Source organism: Nocardia sp. NPDC005745 (assembly GCF_040630775.1).
Taxonomy (GTDB): domain Bacteria; phylum Actinomycetota; class Actinomycetes; order Mycobacteriales; family Mycobacteriaceae; genus Nocardia.
Genome location: NZ_JBEXYF010000062.1, coordinates 1 through 17,658 on the forward strand (window position 1 = coordinate 1; position 17,658 = coordinate 17,658).

A 17,658-nucleotide genomic window follows, 5' to 3' on the forward strand; every position below is an offset into this window, starting at 1 on the left:
GCCGATGCTGAGCAGCGGGTTGGTCGGGGTCTCGATCCACACCAGCTTGGTGTTCGGCCGGATCGCGGCGCGCATCTCGTCGACGTTGAAGCCGCTTGCTCCTTCGTCGCCTACGCGGCGGCCGCGCAAACGCGAGCCGGGCCGCGAACGGCGCATGCTCGGTCTCGCTTCGCTCGGAACCGGGAGTTGAGGTGCGCTGGGTGCGTCGGTATCGGCGTTCGGGGCATGGGGCATGGGGCATGGGGCATGGGGCATGGGGCATGGGGCATGGGGCATGGGGCTGGGAGCGGATCGTCGAGGGCGACCGGTACTGGTGGTTCGTGGGGGTAGCGGTGGCCGCTCGGATCGGGGGTTGTGTTGCTTCGGTCGGCGTCAGCGGTTGAGGTTCGGTCTTGCTTTGCTCGGAAGACGTGGTTGGGGCGCGCTGGGTGCGTCGGTATTCGCGTTCGGGGCACGTGGCTGGGAGCGGATCGTCGAGGTTGGTCGGTACTGGTGGGTTGTCGGGGAAGTGGTGGCCCCGCTTACAGCTGGCTGTTCGTCAGGCGGACGGCCTGGGATTCAGAGCACACGCTGGATGCTCGGTGGTGTGCACGTCCACTGGATGGCTCGCGGTCGGACGCAGGGGCCTTCGCCTTGTTCGAGATCGGCGGGGTGGTGCGGAGGATCGGCAGTCGAGGGTGCGCGGCGCTCGCGGCGGCTGACCGTGAGTCGATCCGCGAGTCGTGGTTCGCCTTGGGCGGTGACCACTGCGTGCTCTGTGCGGGTTGGCGGCGAGCGTTGTTCTTCGGCTCTGCGCGGCGCGTGGGGGGTGGAACGCGAGGGTGGTTGCGCGGTCTTCGGATGCCGCTGGCTGGGTTGATGTCGGTGTCCTTATATATCTGGGCTGCTGCATGGGCCTGCGGCGCGATAACCGTTGTCGTGGCTCGGTAAGCTGCTGCTTCGTGGTTTCGCCGAAGTCGCAGGACGCTGCGCTGGATAGACGTACCCGATTGCTGGCCGCCGCGGCGGTGACGCTCGGGGGGCTGGCGGATGTGCTGACGCCGCTGGGTGAGATGTTCGCGGCGCGGGGGCACGAGCTGTACCTGGTCGGCGGGAGCGTGCGGGACGCGGTGCTCGGCCGGTTGGGGACCGATCTGGATTTCACCACCGACGCGCGGCCGGAGGCGGTGCAGGACATCTTGCGCGGCTGGGCCGACCATCTGTGGGACACCGGCGGCCTGGCATTCGGCACGGTCAGCGCGTCGAAGGCCGGGCAGCAGCTGGAGATCACCACCTTCCGCGCCGACAACTACGACCGCGTGTCGCGCAACCCCCAGGTGACCTTCGGCGACTCGCTCGCCGAAGACCTGGTGCGCCGGGACTTTACGGTGAACGCGATGGCCGTGAAGATCGGAGCGGACGGCGCGCTGGAGTTCGTCGATCCGCTCGACGGCATGACCGCCCTGCTCGAAGGCGTGCTGGATACGCCTGCCGCGCCGGAGGATTCGTTCAACGATGATCCGTTGCGCATGTTGCGTGCCGCGCGATTCGTCTCCCAGCTGGGCTTCGAGCCGCATCCCCGGGTGCGTGCCGCCATCACCGCGATGGCCGACCAGATCGACCGCATCACCGCCGAGCGGGTCCGGGTCGAGCTGGACAAGCTGATCGGGGGCGCGCATCCGATCGACGGCATCAACGTGATGTGTGAGACCGGGCTGGCGCAGCGGGTGCTGCCCGAGGTGCCCGCGATGAAGCTGGAGATCGACGAGCATCACCAGCACAAGGACGTCTACTGGCATTCGCTCACCGTGCTGGAGCAGGCGATCGACCAGGAGGATGGCAACCCCGACCTGGTGCTGCGCTGGGCCGCGCTGCTGCACGACATCGGCAAGCCCGACACCAAGCGCAACGAGCCGGGCGGCGGCGTCAGCTTCCACCACCACGAGGTGGTCGGCGCGAAGATGGTGCGCAAACGGATGCGGGCGCTGAAATACCCGAAGCAGTTCACCGAGGACGTCGCCCGGCTGGTGTTCCTGCATCTGCGCTTCCACGGTTACGGCAAGGGGCAGTGGACCGACTCCGCGGTCCGCCGCTACGTCACCGACGCCGCGGAGCTACTCCCCCGCCTGCACAAACTCGTCCGCGCCGACTGCACCACCCGCAACAAGCGCAGGGCCGCCGCGCTGCGCGCCACCTACGACGAACTCGAGGTGCGGATCGAGCGGTTGCGAGAGCAGGAGGATCTGGCCAAGGTTCGCCCGGATCTGGACGGCAACGCGATCATGGAACTGCTCGGCCTGCCCCCGGGGCCCGAGGTGGGCCGGGCCTGGCGCCATCTGAAGGAACTGCGGCTCGACAGGGGCCCGCTCGATCGGGACGAAGCCGAGGCGGCGCTGCTCGAGTGGTGGAAGACGCAGAGCTGAACAGGTCAGAAGACGATCAGGGTGGTGCCTGCCAGAATCGCGGAGCGCATCTGGGCGAGATCGAACGACCCGGAGATCTCCGGCAGTTCGACGCGGAAACGGATCAGGTCGTCCTCGCGCTCGGCACGCGCGATCCGCGCGTCCTTGGGCAGGTGTTCGAGCGGTAGGACGGGAACGTCGATCATGCGGCGCGGAATGCGCACGCCGAACCAGGTGACCCGGCGTATCTCGATGCGCAGTCGGTTGTCCGCGACCGACGCGTCCACCAGGGCGGTGACCAGCCGTCGGCGGTGCCTGGCTCGGATCAGCCCGCTGCGGTGCACGTCGAGATCCCAGTCCAGCGGCTGGGTGTTGAGCCACCCGACCAGCGCCGCCGTGGTGACGGTGCCCACGAGATCGAGCCGGGCGGTGCGCACCTTGGTCGGCACGCCCGGAATCAGGCGGACGCCGTGGGCGATCACCGTGACGGACTCGATCGGATGATCGTCCCAGCTCAGCCGCGACAGCACCGTCTTGGTCTGGAAATGCGCGCCGCGGCGGCGCACCTTCAGCACCTGCAAGGTGGCGTGCAGGTCGTGGCCGAGCAGTGTCGCGCTGACCTCTTGGCCGCCGAACCGGCTGAGGATGCCCTCGCTGAGCATGGTCATCAGCACATCGGGCAGCAGCGCCGTGACGGTGCCCGCGCCGAGGTCGGCGACCGGATCCATCCAGGCCGTGCTGAGCGCGACCCACTGCTCCAGCCAGGATTGATCGAACAGGCGCTTTCCGAGATCGACGGCCCGCAGCGGCGACCAGGACTTCGGATCGAAATACGTGGCCATGATTGGAACGAGCGTACTTGGCGCGGGGGCTCGAACCGACGGGCTGTGACCCAGGTCGCGTGGAACGAGTGTCCTTGCCCGGGGCGAGGCTCGAGCACGAGAATCGAAGGGCCGTCTGTCACGCACTGCTGGGAGGACGCACATGGCGCTGGATCTGAACAGTGATCTCGGCGAGGGCTTCGGACCGTGGACGATGGGCGACGACGCCGCCATGCTCGACATCGTCACCAGCGCGAACATCGCCTGCGGATTCCACGCGGGTGATCCCGCGATCATGCGCAGGACCTGCGCGCTCGCGGTGCGGAAGGGCGTGCGGATCGGCGCCCACGTCGGTTATCGCGACCTGGCCGGTTTCGGTAGGCGAGAGATCGCCGTCGCGCCCGGAGAGCTGCGCGACGAGGTGCTGTATCAGATAGGCGGCCTCGACGCTTTCGCGAAAGCCGCCGGGGATCGGGTGCGCTACGTGAAACCACATGGCGCGCTCTATCACTCGGCAGCGCGCGATCGGGAACTGGCCGCCGCCGTCCTGGCCGCGATCACGGAGTACGACCCGCGGCTGGCTCTACTCGGCCCGGCGGGCACCCATTTGGAAACGGCAGCGGAGGCCGCCGGAGTGCGCTTCGTCGGCGAAGGTTTCGCCGACCGCGCCTATACGGCCGAGGGCTCGCTGGCGCCGCGCGGTACGCCCGGCGCGGTGCTGGAGCCGGGGGACGCGGTCGCCCAAGCGATTTCAATCGCCGAGTCGGGAGCCGCGCGGACGGCCGACGGCTGCGGCGAGGTCGCGGTGCGCGCCGCGAGCATCTGTGTGCACGGTGATTCGCCCGCGGCGGTGGAGATGGCCCGGCGCATCCGAGCCGCGCTGGACGAAGTCGGCGTGCCGGTGGAGCCGTTCGGCTGAGGCCGGGACATGAAGACGAAGGGCACGGTGACGCACGCGCAGCGGCAGGCGGCCGAGGAGGCGATCCGCGCGGCGGGTGATCGGGCGCTGTTGATCACCCCCCAGCGTCGTGCGGTGGTCGCGGAACTCGTAACCGCGCTGCGGGAGCGTCCGGTACCGGGTGTGCAGGATCTGCTTCCGGCCGCGGAAACCGTATTGCTGACACTCGATTCACCACGCGCCGCGGACTCGGTCCGCCGGGCGCTGACGACACTCCTGATCGCATTGCACGCCGAGGGGCCGACCGCTGTTTCCCGTGGAACATCGCACGCTTCGCGCGCGGAGCCGGTGTCGATCCCGGTGCGCTACGACGGGGCCGACCTCGACGAGGTGGCGCGGATGCTGGAAGTCACGACCACGGAGGTGATCGCCGCGCATACCGGCACGGAGTGGCGGTGTGCCTTCGTCGGATTCGCGCCGGGCTTCGGCTACCTGGAATCGCCCGACGGCCGGTTGTCGGTTCCGCGCAGAGCGCGGGCGCGTACGTCGATTCCGGCGGGCGCGGTCGCACTCGCCGGTGGATACAGCGCCGTGTACCCGCGGAGCACACCCGGCGGGTGGCAGCTGATCGGCATTACCGACCTCAGGATGTGGGATGCCGAGCGCGACCCGCCTGCGCTGATCCGTGCGGGCGCCACGGTTCGCTTCGTGGACGCGAGGGACGGCCGATGATCGTCGTCGAGCAGGTCGGTCCCCTGGCGACCATCCAGGATCTCGGACGGCCGGGCTGGTTCGACTCCGGCGTCGGTCCCGCGGGGGCGGCGGATCGCGCGTCCCTGCGGCTGGCCAATCGGCTGGTCGGCAACCCGGAGGGGCACGCGGCCGTCGAAGTGCTGCTCGGGGGCCTCGCGCTGCACGCGGAAGAGCACGTCATGCTGGCGGTCACGGGCGCTCCCGCGCCCACCACCGTCGACGGCAGGCCGATGGGTCACGCGAGTGTGCTGGAACTCGAACCGGGACAAACCCTCCGGCTGGCCTACGCGTCCGTCGGCCTGCGCAGCTATGTCGCGGTGCGCGGCGGCATCGACGTACCGGCGACACTCGGTTCCCGCAGCCGCGACACCATGTCGGGCTTGGGTCCGAAGCCGTTGGAGAAGGGCGATCGCCTTCCGATCGGGCCGTCTCCGCACACGATTCCGGTCGTGGACGTCGCCCCGGTCGCCGAATTGCCCGCGGACGTCGTCACCGTACGGGCCGTGCTCGGTCCGCGCGACGATTGGTTCACCGACGCCACGGTCTTGTTCGAGGGCGAGTGGGAGGTCTCCACCGACACCGACCGGATCGGCGCGCGATTGGCACGCCGCCGCGGCACACCGCTGACCCGCAAGGTCACCCGCGAACTGCCGACCGAGGGCATGGCACTCGGCTCGATCCAGGTGCCACCGAGCGGAGAGCCGGTCGTCTTCCTCGCCGATCACCCGGTCACGGGCGGCTATCCGGTGATCGCGGTGGTCCTCGACGCCGACGTCGACGCCATCGCGCAGACCCGGCCCGGTCAGCCCGTCCGGTTCGTGCGGGTGGGCTGACCGCGGTTCGCGTCCGGCCGCAGCCGGGCGTGCATGAGGTACACGTTGTAGCTGTCCCACGCCGAGAGCGTGAAGTACAGGTCCTCGCCGGTCGACCACGGATGGATGAACCCGCCGTAGGACTTCGGATAGTCGGCGGTGGACACCAGCGGGACCGCGTCCGTCCACGCCCCCTGCGGGCTCGCCGCGGTACGCAGCACGATCGCGCCCCGGGCGGAATCCAGGTAGACCATCTGCCACTGCTCGTTCTCCCGGTCGTAGCGCACCGAGAGCTCACTCGCCATACCGAGGATCAGAGGGGTGGCTCGATTCTCGGCCGCGGGCGCCCAGCTGCCGTCAACCCAGTACTGATAGGCGGACTTGTTCAGGATCTCGCGCTTCGGGACCCGGGCCAGTGCGATCGTGCCGATGCGTCCGTTGGGTGTGCCGAACATGTAGACGTAGTCACCGTGCGGCACCATCGCCGCGACCTGGAACCTACCGAGACCGAACAGGTTCTCCCATTTGGCATGCTGATCTTTCTTCCAAGTGCGCCCGCGGTCGTCGGAGTAGGCGATGCCGCCGTAGTTGGTCCACCACAGGCCCGGGATGCGGCTCCACCTGTTCACCGACATGTAGCTGAGGTACTGGCGGTTCCCGACGGCGAACCCGGAGGTCGGGATGGTGGTCGTCTCCCAGTTCTTGATCTTGCGGCTGCCCAGGATCTCCGCGGCGTGGCAGCGGCTGTCCTGCGCGAAGGTATCCAAGGTCAGGCCGTCGGACAGCTCGCGGTCGGTGCTGAAACCGATGACGTTGCTACGCCAGTCCTGGTCGTCGTTGCCCGCGCCGCCGACGCCCCAGCCTTCGCCGAAGGTGTCGCCGAAGACAACGGCGACCTCACCGGGCGCGGTCTCCCACATCAGGCCGAGATCCGTGCCGTCGACCTGCCAGCGCATGTCGGTGCGGTTCGGCGAACCGTGCCCGGTCACCTGCTCGACCAGCTCGACCGACTCGACCGCACGCGCGGGCACCGGCGCCGTGAGCGGACCGGGTTCGGCCGGATGGACCACCTCGGGTGGAGCCGGTTGCGGCTCCTCGCCGGGACCACCGGGCACCGGGACCGGAATCGGCTCGACCTCCGGTTCGAACTCGATGCGCGGGAGTTTCACCGGCGCACCCGAACCCGAGCCGCTGCCCGAACCGGATCCCGAGGCGGAGCCGGAACCACTGCCCGAATCGGGCCCCGAGGCGGAACCGGAGGAACCGGTTCCCTCGTCGGTGCCGGTCTCGGGCGTCGGGCTCGGATCGGGATCGGGTTCGGGGTGCTCGGGATAGTCCCTGATGTCCGGGCACGGGTTGTCGCACGGGTTCTCCGGCAGCGGGTCGGGGACGATCCGCGTGTTGTCCTGCGGCGGATCGGGCACCGGAACCGGCGTGAGCTCCGGGATCGGCACCGGGATGTCGATCTGCGGCGGCAGCGGCGGCGGAGGCGGTTGCGCGGGATCGGGCTCACGAGCGAGCGGGTCGAACCCCACCTCACCGCAGCTGTTCACCGGCGGCGGCGCCCACGGGAACGGTGCGCTCCGCGCGGTGGGCAGCGGCACGATGAGGACGCCGACGAGCAGTGCGCCGAACAAGACCGGTGCACAGGGGGTTTTGATTCCGCAGGTGCGCATCAGGTCGGCCCGGCCGCGGTCATCACGCGATCGGGCGCCCGGTGACGGACCGAGTTTGCCATGCGCCCAGCAGTTCTCGTACCGCATCGGGGGTGTGCACCGGAAAACCCATGTCGTATCGACTCCTGTCGGTCGGCCGCTGACAGGTCAACTTACCGGACCAACCACCGCGAACGGGGGACGGCGAATCGAAAAAGCGCCGCGTGATGGAACCCGCGCCGCAACGCGTGCGTCCAAGAACATATGAACGAGATCGAGTACGTGTTCGGTACCGGCGACGGACCCGTGCACGTCTGGGCCAGCCAGGCCGACCTGGAACTCGGCGACACGGGCGCGGCCGACGCGGTGCGGCTGGACTTCGATGGGGACGGCATCGCCGATGACGCGCTGTGGGATCCGGCGGGTTCGGGCCGAGCCGGCATCGCGGCGCTGGATCTCGACGACGACGGTGTGCCCGACCACTTCTTCACCGATCCCACCGGCCTCGGCACGTGGAATCACCAAATCACCGGTCTGCCCGGCGATGCGGCCAGCGAGCCGCTGGACTGGATCGTGCGCACGGAGGCGGACATGCCGGATCGTGCGCTCGGCGATGCGCGATTATCGGAGGCACAGGTGAATTCCGATTCCGCGGCCGCCTCGCCCGGCGACTCGGCGGCCGAGAGTATCCCCGAGCACCTGACGCACCGACTGAACCGTGGCGTGCGCAACCTCGGCGACGAACCTTTCATCAACTGATCGTGCGGCGGCGCGTGTTCAACGCGATGGCCGCGATTCCCGCGGCGTAGGCGGCGGCGCCGGTCAGCACCACGATCGCCGATCGGCCGTCGTCCGGGATGATCAGGGCAGCGGCCGCGATCGCCAGCACGAACGTGATGTTGAAAACCGTGTCCTGCAACGCGAACACCTGACCGCGGCGGGCGTCGTCGATATCGATCTGCATGGTCGCGTCGCCGGTCAGCTTGATCGTCTGCCCGGCGAGTCCGAGCAGGAAGGCTCCGGCCAAGAGAAGTTCGTGGGCGCGCTCCACCGCGGCGCCCGAATCGGCGAACGCGATCGGCGTGACCAGCGTCAGTTGCACCAGCATGGCGGTGATCAGACCGGCGACCACGGTGCGCGCCCGTCCCAGCCGGGGAATGAGCAGGGGCGCGACAACGGCCGCCACCAGCATGCCCGCCGCGGTGGCGGCGATCGCGACGCCGAAACCGACCAGGCCACCACTGAGGCCGGTGCCGTCCACCGGGGCCTGGCGCAGCACCAGCACCATGATCAGCGTATTCACGCCGAACACGATCCGGTGGGTGCCGATGCCCAGCATCGCCGTCGTGACCGCTCTCGATTCCCATACCGCCGTGGCACCGGTACGCAGGCCGGTGGCGATCGCGTGCACGGTGTTCTCGCCCTTCGCCGCGTCGGGCGCCGGACCGAGCACCCTCGGCCGGAACCCCGTTGCCAGCGCGGCGCCGATCAGCGACCCGGTCCCGCTGATCGCGACCGCGACCGCCGAGGCGAAGTCACCCGCCCCCATCAGCCCGATCACCCCCACCGCCACGGCCGCACCCGCTCCGGCACACCCCGAGGCGATCGTGGCCAGCACCGAGTTCATCGGCACCAGCCAGGCCTGCGCCAGCACCCGTGGCAGCGCGGCCGAGACACCCGCCAGGACGAATCTGCTGACGCCCACCACCGCCAAGGCCAGCAACAGCAGCGGTGTCTCGCCGACTCCGACGAGCAACCCCACGCCGACCAGCGCGATCAGCACCGCGCGCAGCACGTTGGCCACCAGCAGCACCGCCCGCCGGTCCCAGCGATCCAGCAGTGCGCCCGCGTACGGTCCGATCAGCGAATACGGCAGCAGCAGCACCGCGAAGCCCGCCGCGATGGCCAGCGGATCGGTCTGCCGCTCGGGATTGAACAGGATCGCGCCCGACAGCGCCGCCTGGAACATCCCGTCGCCGAATTGCCCGGCGAAACGCACCACGGCCAGACGCGACACGCCCGGGCTTTCCCGAAGTGTGGCGCGCAGTCCACCCGGCCGTTGCTCCGCGGGAGTGAGGCCTTCGGCGTGACCAGTCGACACGTCCGCGAGCGTACTGCGTTCGCCGACGCCGCCGCACCACCGCGCGTCGGAGGCGAACACCACGGCGCGCGAGTCAGACCCGGTCGACCAGCGCGCTCACCGTGGCGCGCATGTCGGGCGCCATCGGCAGCTCGTCGAGCGCGCCCGCGTCGATCCAGGCGAACGCGTCGTGCTCTCCTGGCGCGAGGACGACATCGCCCGGCTCGGCCTCCACCACGAAGCTGTATTTGCGCACTTTCGACTTGGTGCGGGTGGCGTAATCGAATCCACCGAGGAAGTCGAGCACGGCGCGCAGCCGCAGCCCCGTTTCCTCCAGCAATTCCCGCTCGACGCACTCGGCGAAAGTCTCCCCCGATTCGACTCCTCCGCCGGGCAGTTCGTACATACCGCCGTGATAGTCGTCGGCGACCCGGCGCACCACCAGGAGCCGCCCTTCGCGGAACACCGCGACGCCGACCACGAAATGCGCGATGCCGTCGCTGCGCGCTTCGCTGCGGAGTTGCTGCTCGATCCGGGTCAGGTCATCGGATTCCAGCACGTCGTTCCCTCCGGTCGGCGTTGTGGCGCTTGGCAATCGGGGCCGGACGACGATATCCGGCGAGGTCGCCCGACGTTTCGACGTACCGGTTGGTTCTGCTCGCCTCCCGTTCACCTTCCGGTCGCTCGCGTAAAATGCCGAGTGCGGCACAATTTACTAGGAATGCGGAGTACCGCGGCGGAAGTGCTCCTACCCTGAATGGCGATCGGTGCACGGTCCCGAGAGGAGGACCATGATGTCCACACTCACGACACCACACATCGATGTCCACCGTGGCGGCGACCGTATGAAGACGCGGGTCTCCTGGCTGGATTCGAAGCATTCGTTCTCCTTCGGGGAGCATTACGATCCCGACAACACCCACCACGGCTTGCTGCTGGTCAACAACGAGGACGTCGTCTCGCCCGGGCAGGGTTTCGACACCCACCCGCACCGGGACATGGAGATCGTCACCTGGGTGCTCGGTGGCAGTCTGGTGCATCAGGACTCCCTGGGCCACAGCGGTGTCATCTATCCCGGGCTCGCCCAGCGGATGAGCGCGGGCACCGGCATCCTGCATTCGGAGAAGAACGACTCGTGGCGACTGGACGGCCGCATCTCCGAGCACGAGGAACCCGTGCATTTCGTGCAGATGTGGGTCGTGCCCGACGAGCCGGGTCTGACTCCGGGCTACCAGCAGCTCGAGATCGATGACGAACTCGCCGGAGGCGGTCTGGTCACGGTTGCCTCGGGCTTGCCCCGATACCGGGATCGCACCGCCATCGCCATCAACAGCAGCCATTCGGCGCTGCACGTGGCGCGCATGGCAGGCGCGGAGCCGGATGCCGAGCCGGTCATCGATCTGCCCGATGCGCCGTACCTGCACTTGTTCGTGGCGCGCGGGGAGGTGGACATGGAAGGAGTCGGCCCGCTCTACGAGGGCGATGCGGTGCGTTTGACCAGGTCGGGCGGCCAGCGTGTGGTGGCGCGACGGCCTTCGGAAATCCTGGTCTGGGAGATGCACGCGCGGCTGGGCGCCCAGTAGCCGATTCGCATTAACATCCGTCCGCGGGGTGCGCGATCAGTAGGCGACGGCCGCGCCGCCCCGGACCACCTCGTCCGGACCGAGCATCGCGAGGCACCGACGGAGAGGAAGTCCATGTCGCAATATCCACCCCCGCCGCCCGGCCAGTACCCGCAACCGGGTCAGTACCCGCAACCACCCGGCGGCCAGTACCCCGGTCAGCCCGCCTACTGGCAGGAATCGCCGAAGGGCCGAGGTCTGGCGATCACCGCGCTGGTTCTCGGCATCCTCGCGTTGCTGTTCTTCTGGACGATCATCGGCGGCTATGTCTGCGGTATCTTCGCCGTCATCCTCGGCATCGTCGCGATCTTCAAGGCCCGCGCCGGCACTGCCGGGGGCATGGGGATGGCGATCGCCGGTGTCGTCCTCGGTGTGCTGGGCATCGTGGGCGCCGTCCTGCTCACCATCGTGGGTTACAGCTTCTTCGTGGACTCGGGTGGCAAGGACTTCGTCGACTGCGTGAACAAAGCGGGCGACGACCAGTCCAAGATCGAACAGTGCGAGCGCGACTGGAACGAGAAGCTGCAGGACAAGTACAGCATCACGCTCACTCCGGCGCCCGCGCCGACACCCCGGTAGCCGCGGCGCACGCCCGGGTCGTGGCGATCACCTCGGCGAAATCGCGGCGGAAGTCGCGGTCGGGCGCCACGACCCAGGTTCGGTAGCCGCCGTGCTCGTCGGCGGGTGACGGCAGTACGAGGTGGCTGCCCGGCAGTGCGATCGCGGCGCAGATCCGGAACAGGTCGGCGAACAGTCCGGTGTCCAGGTACGAGTTGTCGGTGGGGCCGGTCAGGAAGGTCCATCGGTTCGCGCGCGGATGCGCGATGATCGGTCCCGGCCGGGGCTCGGGCCCGGCGGTCAAGCGTTCGCGCACCCGGCGACCGAACTCGGCGGGCATCACGACCGCTCCGACCGAGCCGACTTCCAGCATGATGCGGCCGAGCATCGGGTCAACGAGACCGTACAACCCGTTGTTCTCGCGATAGGTACGGCAGCGAGCGAACGCGTCCTGGATCGATGGGAAGTCCGTGGACGCGAGATGCCTGCCCGATTCGATGCGCGATGTACTCATGTCGAACAACCTCGCCTCGCTGTGGTGGACGCGTGCTCGGAAGAAACGATCGCTGCCATGACCCTAGCCCTGGGCAAGTCGCTTGACAATAGTCACCCGGGCGCGCGTCGGCGTGGGCGTAGCATCCTGCCAATGGCACCCCTCTCGCCCACCGTCGCCCGCTGGGAGCTGGTGCTGCGGTTGCGTGAGCTGCGGGAACAGCGCGGGTTCGACTCGGCGGGCTTCGCAAGGCGAGTGGGGTTCACGCCGGCGAATTGGTCGCACGTGGAGAAGGGCAGACGGGTACTCACCACCGAGACCATCGGCCCGGTGCTCGAACTGCTCGAGGTGGAAGCCGAGGAGCGTGCGGAGCTGCTGACCCTGTTGGAGGTCAGCAAGCAGCGCGGATGGTGGGCGAAATCCTCGGCGTTGATCGGACCGGAACTGCAGCGGCTCTACGGCATGGAATACGGCGCGCAGAGCATCCGCAGCTACGACAGCCTCGTCGTGCCGGGCTTGTTGCAGACCGAGGACTACGCCCGCGCGCTGATCAGCGCCGATGTGATGATCCGTCCGGTCCAGGTCGAGCAGTTGGTGGCGATCCGGATGCGGCGCCAAGAGCGGCTGCGCGGCGCGGATCCGGTGGAACTCACGGCGGTGTTCGGTGAGGGCACGCTGCTCCAGCAGACCGGGGGTCCGGATGTGCTGCGCGGACAGCTGAACTACCTTGCCGCGTTGATCGAGGAAGTGGACACCGTGGAGGTGCGCGTGATCCCGTTCGCGGCCTCCGCGGGCGCGGTGCTCGGCGGCTCCAGCTTCCACCTCATCGACTTCGCCGGGGAACAGCTGCCCACGTTCGGCTGGGTGGAGAGCGCGGTGTTCGGCGGGGCCGTCGAAGACCCGGATCTGGTCCGCGATCTACGCTTCGCGTACCTGCGCGCCGTGGACCAGTCGCTCTCACGAGCGGAGTCATTAGCGCTGATCAGACGCTATTCTCGCGTGTAAAATCCTGCCCATGGCCATCACCGCACGGCCGGCACGCACCGGCTGGTTCACATCGACCAGATCGAACAATGGCAACCAATGCGTCGAGGTCAGGTTCGATGGTGATGCGGTGCTCATCCGTGACAGCAAATATCGCCGCGACCCGGCGAACCGCCCCGGCGACGAGCCCGTCATCACCGTGACAGCGGCCGCGTGGACCGCTTTCCTCGACGCCGTGCGCACCTGCGGGCGATCGAACGGCGAACTGCGCGCACACCCCGTCGCCGACGGTCACACCGCACTGCGTCACGGCGGAATCACCCTCACGTACACCCCTGAGGAGTGGGACGCCTTCCTGCTCGGCGCACACGACGGCGAATTCGATCGCGTCGTCGTGCCCGCCTGATCTCCCCTGCTCGCCACCCCCGGGCCCGCCGTGCCCGGGGGCCGACTCACGCTCTTGTCGGCATACTGGACACCGTGACTTCCGAACTGATCCGTCCTTCCGGTATCGACCTGTCCCACCTCGACGAGGACGTGCGGGTGCAGGACGATTTGTTCGCGCACGTCAACGGCAAATGGCTGGCCGACTATCAGATCCCCGCCGACCGGGCGGTGGACGGCGCCTTCCGCGCGCTGTACGACCAGGCGGAGCTGGACGTGCAGGCAATCATCCAGAACGCCGCGGCCACCGACGCCGAGCCGGGCAGCGAAGCCCGCAAGATCGGTGACTTGTACTCCAGCTTCATGAACACCGACGCGGTGGCCGCCGCCGGGTTAGCACCGATCGCGGCCGAACTCGCGGCGATCGCCGAGGTCGGCGACAAGGGGACTTTCGCGTCGCTGCTCGGCCGGTTGCAGCGCACCGGCGTCGGGGGCGCCGTCGGCGTTTTCGTCGACACCGATGACAAGGACTCCAACCGCTATCTGGCGCACGCCACCCAGTCCGGCATCGGCCTGCCCGACGAGTCGTACTACCGGCAGGACGAGTTCGCCGAGATCCGCGCGAAGTACATCGCGCACATCAACCGTATGTTCGCGCTGGCCGCCGCCGACCCGCAGGTCGCCGGGCTGCTGCCGGAGGACCTCGGCACCGTCGGAGAACGCGTCTTCGAGCTGGAGCGGAAACTGGCCGCCGGGCACTGGGACGTGGTGCGCCGCCGGGACGCCGAACTCAGATACAACCTGACCACCTTCGACGCGCTGATCGCCGACAATCCCGAGTTCGACTGGGCCGCCTGGACTTCCGCGCTGGCCGAAGGCGCGGACGCGGCCGGCCCCGAGTTGTTCACCGAGTCGGTGGTGCATCAGCCGGATTATCTGCGGACGTTCGCGCGGCTGTGGGCCGACGAGCCGCTCGCGGACTGGCAGGCATGGGCGGCATGGCGAGTGCTCCGCGCGCGGGCGCCGTATCTGACCGACGAGGTGGTCGAGGAGAACTTCGACTTCTACGGCCGCACGCTCACCGGCGCCGAGGAGAACCGGGAACGCTGGAAGCGCGGGGTCGCGCTGGTGCAAAGTCTGCTCGGTGAGGCGGTCGGCAAACTGTATGTGGCCGAACATTTCCCGCCCGAAGCCAAAGCGCGCATGGTCGGACTGGTGGCCAACCTGCAGGAGGCTTATCGCCGCAATATCGCCGAATTGGAGTGGATGGGCGAGGGCACCAGGCTCGCCGCGCTGGCGAAGCTGGAGAAGTTCACCCCGAAGATCGGCTACCCGGACAAGTGGCGGGACTACTCGGGCGTGGTGATCGACCCGGCCGATCTGGTGGGCAACTACCGCAGAGGCTATGCGGCCGAACACGATCGGGATCTGAAGAAGCTCGGCGGTCCGGTCGACCGGGACGAGTGGTTCATGACCCCGCAGACGGTGAACGCCTACTACAACCCGGGCATGAACGAGATCGTCTTCCCGGCCGCCATCCTCCAGCCGCCGTTCTTCGACATGGACGCCGACGACGCGGCGAACTACGGCGGTATCGGCGCGGTGATCGGCCACGAGATCGGGCACGGCTTCGACGACCAGGGCTCGAAGTACGACGGTGACGGCAACATGGTGGACTGGTGGACCGACGAGGACCGCGCCGAATTCGGCAAGCGGACAAAGGCGCTGATCGATCAGTACGACGTGCTGTCTCCGAAGGACCTGCCGGACGAGCACACGGTGAACGGCCGGTTCACCATCGGCGAGAACATCGGCGACCTCGGCGGCCTCTCCATCGCGCTGGAGGCGTACAAGATCTCGCTTGGCGGCGCCCCCGCACCGGAGATCGACGGGCTCACCGGCCTGCAACGGGTGTTCTTCGGCTGGGCGCAAGTGTGGCGCACGAAAGCCCGTGCGGAGGAAGCCGTCCGCAGGCTCGCCACCGATCCGCACTCCCCGGCGGAGTTCCGCTGCAACGCGGTCGTGCGCAACATCGACAGCTTCCACGAGGCGTTCGACGTGAAACCCGGTGATGCGCTCTACTTGGATCCCGCTGAGCGTGTGAAGATCTGGTGATCCGCTACAGCGAAAGCCGAACATCACGATCGACTACTGCGAGGATTCGATCGTAATGTTCGGCTTCGCGCCGATCCGGGGTTACCGAATCGTCAGTTCCAGTCGCCCAGGCCGTCGCTCGCGCTGAGCGTGCCGCCCTGGGTGTTCTGCACGACGACCGGGTCGCCGCGGCGCGCGTTCTCGAAGAACCACTTGGCGTCCTCGGTGCTGACGTTCAGGCAGCCGTGGCTGGCGTTGGACACGCCCTGCTGCGCGACCGACCAGGGAGCCGCGTGCACGAAGATGCCGCTGTTGGAGATGCGGGTGGCGTACTCGACCTCGAGCTTGTAGCCCTCCGGGTCGGTGACCGGCACGCCGTAGGTCGACGAGTCCATGGTCATCTTGCGCAGCTGCTCGCCCACGATGTAGGTGCCGTTCGGCGTCTCGTGCTTGGGCTTGCCCATCGAGGTGGGCATCTCCTTCACCACCTCGCCGTTGCGGGTGATGGTGATGGTGTGGGTCTCGTCGTCGGCGGTGGTCACGAAGGCGTCGCCGATGCGGAAGGAGCTGGTGGTACCGCCCGCCTGGACCTGCACGTCGGTGTTGTCCGGCCAGAACTCGTCCGGACGCCAGCGCACCTGCTTGTCACCGCGCCAGTAGAAGTGGCCGGGGGCGGCCTTCGACGAGGTGATCTGGATGGCCTTCTCGGCGGTGGCGTGGTCGGTCACCGGCTCCTTGAAGGTGATGATGATCGGCTGCGCGACGCCGACGACCTCGCCGTCGGCGATGTTGATCGAGGGCGGGGCGAAGTTCGCCTGCGGCGCGGGCTCGGTGGCCGCGGCGGCCGATCCGGTGCCGAGACCCGGGATCGGTTCGGCGTGAGCAGGCGCGACGAGCAGAACACCGGCCGCCGCGATCGCGGCGGACAGCAGGGCGCCCTCGCGCATCCGGCGGGTCAGCCGCGCTCCCTTGCGGCGAGCAGGCAGCGTTCCGGTGTGCAAAGCGTCATGCATAGGTTTCTCGTCCATTCCATCTCTCGCGCGCACGCGTAAGCGCGCGTGGCGAGATATTTCATTTCAGCGCGGAGCCAGAAGAGCGCCCCACTGGTATCGACGGCCCGACCCGTCGTCCATTCCTACCGTCCCGGCGCGCCCCCTAGCCACCGGCGTTTCAGAGTGATAAAGCAACCGTGCTCGTTGTGGTGGTGATCACAATCACTTCCTTTGGGTATCGCTGCGGGCAAACCTCCCGGTCACAACGGATCGGGCAGCATCGGCCCGGAGCCGATGGGAACGTGAAAGATGGTTCACCGCAAACTAGTTAGTGACCAAGCTCACTGATCACGTCGAACGAAATCGGGCGATGCGGACCCGTCGCGATGTTGTGCGGCCCCGAGTGTGGGAACCTCCCATGCGCATATCGCGGAGACAGCCGCAGGCTCACCCGCCCGAGGATGGTGGCCGGCGCGATCCGCAACTCGTAGTCCGCGAGGGCCGCGCCGACGCAGCGCCGGTGGCCGCCACCGAACGGGGCGAAGCGACCTGGGTCGAAGCGCCGCGGGTCCGGCCACACCTCTGGATCGGAGTGCAGCAACGGCACCGCGATCCCCACGGTGTCGCCCCGGGGCAAGCGCCACGCCGCGCAGCGCGAAAGGTTCGATCAGGCGACGCAGGACGATCGGAACCGGCGGGTGCAGCCGCAACAGCGCCCAGACCAGGGTGGTCGCGGTGGTCTCGTGCCCGGCCACCAGCAGGGGTGCGTACCTGCTCGCAGAACTCGGCATCCGCGGCGGCGTCCGGTACGCGGATAGCAGCACGTCGAGCAGGTCGCCGGGCTGTGCGGCGACGTGCGGTGGTCACCCGCGTCGGCTCGACGCATGCGCACATCCATACCGAGAACTACCAAGCCGCCGCCGGAGCGGTTCGACGCTAGCCAGGGGCCTGCTTGTGCTTGCGCACCGTGGTCTGCGCCGTCGCCGCCAGCCGGGCAAGCCTGGCGTCGCCGAGTGCGGTCACCATGCTGCCGAGCCCGTTGGTCACGAACGCGATCGACATGCCGAGATCCGGGTCCGCGTACGCGCCGGAGCCGCCCACGCCGTAGTGGCCGAACGCATGCCGCGGCTG

At 68.5% G+C, this 17,658-nt stretch carries 16 protein-coding genes and 3 pseudogenes; 10 read left to right on the top strand and 9 right to left on the bottom strand.

What is annotated here, in order from left to right:
- Nucleotides 1-84 (bottom strand): annotated as a pseudogene (locus ABZ420_RS34920) (PLP-dependent transferase); the annotation flags it as partial.
- A gap of 857 nt (nt 85-941) precedes the next feature.
- Between ABZ420_RS34920 and ABZ420_RS34925 the strand changes: the two are divergent.
- Entirely contained in the window at nt 942-2,402 is a 1,461-nt protein-coding gene (locus ABZ420_RS34925; protein ID WP_357132167.1) for a CCA tRNA nucleotidyltransferase, read from the top strand.
- Nucleotides 2,403-2,407: 5 nt separating this feature from the next.
- Here the strand turns inward: ABZ420_RS34925 and ABZ420_RS34930 are convergent, their stop codons facing one another.
- Nucleotides 2,408-3,223, bottom strand: a complete 816-nt coding sequence (locus ABZ420_RS34930; RefSeq protein ID WP_357132170.1) for a hypothetical protein — start codon at nt 3,221-3,223, stop codon at nt 2,408-2,410.
- A gap of 142 nt (nt 3,224-3,365) precedes the next feature.
- Here ABZ420_RS34930 and ABZ420_RS34935 point away from each other — a divergent pair, with 142 nt between their 5' ends.
- Genes ABZ420_RS34935 through ABZ420_RS34945 form a run of 3 tightly spaced genes read left to right on the top strand, consistent with a single transcriptional unit; the run spans nt 3,366 to nt 5,686 of the window.
- Nucleotides 3,366-4,121 (top strand): 5-oxoprolinase subunit PxpA, encoded by a 756-nt coding sequence (locus tag ABZ420_RS34935; RefSeq protein ID WP_357132173.1) that lies wholly within the window; start codon nt 3,366-3,368, stop codon nt 4,119-4,121.
- A 9-nt stretch (nt 4,122-4,130) separates the two neighbouring features.
- Nucleotides 4,131-4,832, top strand: a complete 702-nt coding sequence (locus ABZ420_RS34940) for an allophanate hydrolase subunit 1 (protein WP_357132176.1) — start codon at nt 4,131-4,133, stop codon at nt 4,830-4,832.
- Nucleotides 4,829-5,686 (top strand): biotin-dependent carboxyltransferase family protein, encoded by an 858-nt coding sequence (locus tag ABZ420_RS34945; RefSeq protein ID WP_357132179.1) that lies wholly within the window; start codon nt 4,829-4,831, stop codon nt 5,684-5,686. The genes ABZ420_RS34940 and ABZ420_RS34945 overlap by 4 nt, the downstream gene beginning before the upstream one ends.
- On the opposite strand, the gene ABZ420_RS34950 is transcribed toward ABZ420_RS34945, so the two are convergent.
- Nucleotides 5,656-7,341 carry a DUF4185 domain-containing protein gene (locus tag ABZ420_RS34950; protein WP_357132204.1) on the bottom strand — a complete coding sequence of 562 codons (1,686 nt, stop codon included), beginning with the start codon at nt 7,339-7,341 and terminating at the stop codon, nt 5,656-5,658. The two genes, ABZ420_RS34945 and ABZ420_RS34950, sit on opposite strands and share 31 nt — an antisense overlap.
- Before the next feature lie 243 nt (nt 7,342-7,584).
- On the opposite strand from ABZ420_RS34950, the gene ABZ420_RS34955 reads away from it, so the two are divergent.
- Nucleotides 7,585-8,079, top strand: a complete 495-nt coding sequence (locus ABZ420_RS34955) for a hypothetical protein (RefSeq protein WP_357132181.1) — start codon at nt 7,585-7,587, stop codon at nt 8,077-8,079.
- On the opposite strand, the gene ABZ420_RS34960 is transcribed toward ABZ420_RS34955, so the two are convergent.
- Together ABZ420_RS34960 and ABZ420_RS34965 are read right to left on the bottom strand one after the other, a co-directional pair.
- Nucleotides 8,072-9,367 (bottom strand): hypothetical protein, encoded by a 1,296-nt coding sequence (locus ABZ420_RS34960; RefSeq protein ID WP_357132207.1) that lies wholly within the window; start codon nt 9,365-9,367, stop codon nt 8,072-8,074. The genes ABZ420_RS34955 and ABZ420_RS34960 overlap by 8 nt on opposite strands.
- A 127-nt stretch (nt 9,368-9,494) precedes the next feature.
- Complete coding sequence (locus ABZ420_RS34965; RefSeq protein WP_357132184.1) at nt 9,495-9,959, bottom strand: NUDIX domain-containing protein; 465 nt, start codon at nt 9,957-9,959, stop codon at nt 9,495-9,497.
- Nucleotides 9,960-10,194: 235 nt separating this feature from the next.
- On the opposite strand from ABZ420_RS34965, the gene ABZ420_RS34970 reads away from it, so the two are divergent.
- Nucleotides 10,195-10,983 carry a pirin-like bicupin family protein gene (locus tag ABZ420_RS34970; RefSeq protein WP_040871357.1) on the top strand — a complete coding sequence of 263 codons (789 nt, stop codon included), beginning with the start codon at nt 10,195-10,197 and terminating at the stop codon, nt 10,981-10,983.
- 114 nt (nt 10,984-11,097) lie between these two features.
- Nucleotides 11,098-11,601, top strand: coding sequence for a DUF4190 domain-containing protein (locus ABZ420_RS34975; protein ID WP_357132187.1), 504 nt, complete (start codon nt 11,098-11,100; stop codon nt 11,599-11,601).
- Here the strand turns inward: ABZ420_RS34975 and ABZ420_RS34980 are convergent.
- A complete protein-coding gene (locus ABZ420_RS34980) occupies nt 11,570-12,094 on the bottom strand; it encodes a hypothetical protein (RefSeq protein ID WP_357132189.1) in 525 nt (174 codons plus the stop codon). The genes ABZ420_RS34975 and ABZ420_RS34980 overlap by 32 nt on opposite strands.
- A 132-nt stretch (nt 12,095-12,226) precedes the next feature.
- On the opposite strand from ABZ420_RS34980, the gene ABZ420_RS34985 reads away from it, so the two are divergent.
- The 3 genes from ABZ420_RS34985 to ABZ420_RS34995 all read left to right on the top strand — a co-directional run bounded on the left by ABZ420_RS34985 (nt 12,227) and on the right by ABZ420_RS34995 (nt 15,556).
- Nucleotides 12,227-13,078 carry a Scr1 family TA system antitoxin-like transcriptional regulator gene (locus ABZ420_RS34985; RefSeq protein WP_357132192.1) on the top strand — a complete coding sequence of 284 codons (852 nt, stop codon included), beginning with the start codon at nt 12,227-12,229 and terminating at the stop codon, nt 13,076-13,078.
- A gap of 10 nt (nt 13,079-13,088) precedes the next feature.
- Nucleotides 13,089-13,463 (top strand): DUF397 domain-containing protein, encoded by a 375-nt coding sequence (locus tag ABZ420_RS34990; RefSeq protein ID WP_357132195.1) that lies wholly within the window; start codon nt 13,089-13,091, stop codon nt 13,461-13,463.
- Nucleotides 13,464-13,537: 74 nt separating this feature from the next.
- Nucleotides 13,538-15,556, top strand: coding sequence for a M13-type metalloendopeptidase (locus ABZ420_RS34995; protein WP_357132198.1), 2,019 nt, complete (start codon nt 13,538-13,540; stop codon nt 15,554-15,556).
- A 92-nt stretch (nt 15,557-15,648) separates the two neighbouring features.
- On the opposite strand, the gene ABZ420_RS35000 is transcribed toward ABZ420_RS34995, so the two are convergent.
- From ABZ420_RS35000 to ABZ420_RS35010, 3 genes and pseudogenes are all read right to left on the bottom strand, one after another.
- Nucleotides 15,649-16,548, bottom strand: coding sequence for a L,D-transpeptidase (locus ABZ420_RS35000; protein ID WP_357132201.1), 900 nt, complete (start codon nt 16,546-16,548; stop codon nt 15,649-15,651).
- 307 nt (nt 16,549-16,855) lie between these two features.
- Nucleotides 16,856-17,288 (bottom strand): annotated as a pseudogene (locus ABZ420_RS35005) (cytochrome P450); the annotation flags it as partial.
- A 175-nt stretch (nt 17,289-17,463) separates the two neighbouring features.
- Nucleotides 17,464-17,658 (bottom strand): annotated as a pseudogene (locus tag ABZ420_RS35010) (esterase); the annotation flags it as partial.

Excerpts from the sequence above, each read along its gene's own strand:
- ABZ420_RS34975 (WP_357132187.1), top strand. The coding sequence starts at position 11,098 with ATGTCGCAATATCCACCCCCGCCGCCCGGCCAGTACCCGCAACCGGGT.
- ABZ420_RS34955 (WP_357132181.1), top strand. The coding sequence starts at position 7,585 with ATGAACGAGATCGAGTACGTGTTCGGTACCGGCGACGGACCCGTGCAC.
- ABZ420_RS34980 (WP_357132189.1), bottom strand. The coding sequence starts at position 12,094 with ATGAGTACATCGCGCATCGAATCGGGCAGGCATCTCGCGTCCACGGAC.
- ABZ420_RS34930 (WP_357132170.1), bottom strand. The coding sequence starts at position 3,223 with ATGGCCACGTATTTCGATCCGAAGTCCTGGTCGCCGCTGCGGGCCGTC.
- ABZ420_RS34990 (WP_357132195.1), top strand. The coding sequence starts at position 13,089 with ATGGCCATCACCGCACGGCCGGCACGCACCGGCTGGTTCACATCGACC.
- ABZ420_RS34935 (WP_357132173.1), top strand. The coding sequence starts at position 3,366 with ATGGCGCTGGATCTGAACAGTGATCTCGGCGAGGGCTTCGGACCGTGG.
- ABZ420_RS34950 (WP_357132204.1), bottom strand. The coding sequence starts at position 7,341 with ATGCGCACCTGCGGAATCAAAACCCCCTGTGCACCGGTCTTGTTCGGC.
- ABZ420_RS34985 (WP_357132192.1), top strand. The coding sequence starts at position 12,227 with ATGGCACCCCTCTCGCCCACCGTCGCCCGCTGGGAGCTGGTGCTGCGG.
- ABZ420_RS34945 (WP_357132179.1), top strand. The coding sequence starts at position 4,829 with ATGATCGTCGTCGAGCAGGTCGGTCCCCTGGCGACCATCCAGGATCTC.
- ABZ420_RS34970 (WP_040871357.1), top strand. The coding sequence starts at position 10,195 with ATGTCCACACTCACGACACCACACATCGATGTCCACCGTGGCGGCGAC.
- ABZ420_RS34940 (WP_357132176.1), top strand. The coding sequence starts at position 4,131 with ATGAAGACGAAGGGCACGGTGACGCACGCGCAGCGGCAGGCGGCCGAG.
- ABZ420_RS35000 (WP_357132201.1), bottom strand. The coding sequence starts at position 16,548 with ATGCATGACGCTTTGCACACCGGAACGCTGCCTGCTCGCCGCAAGGGA.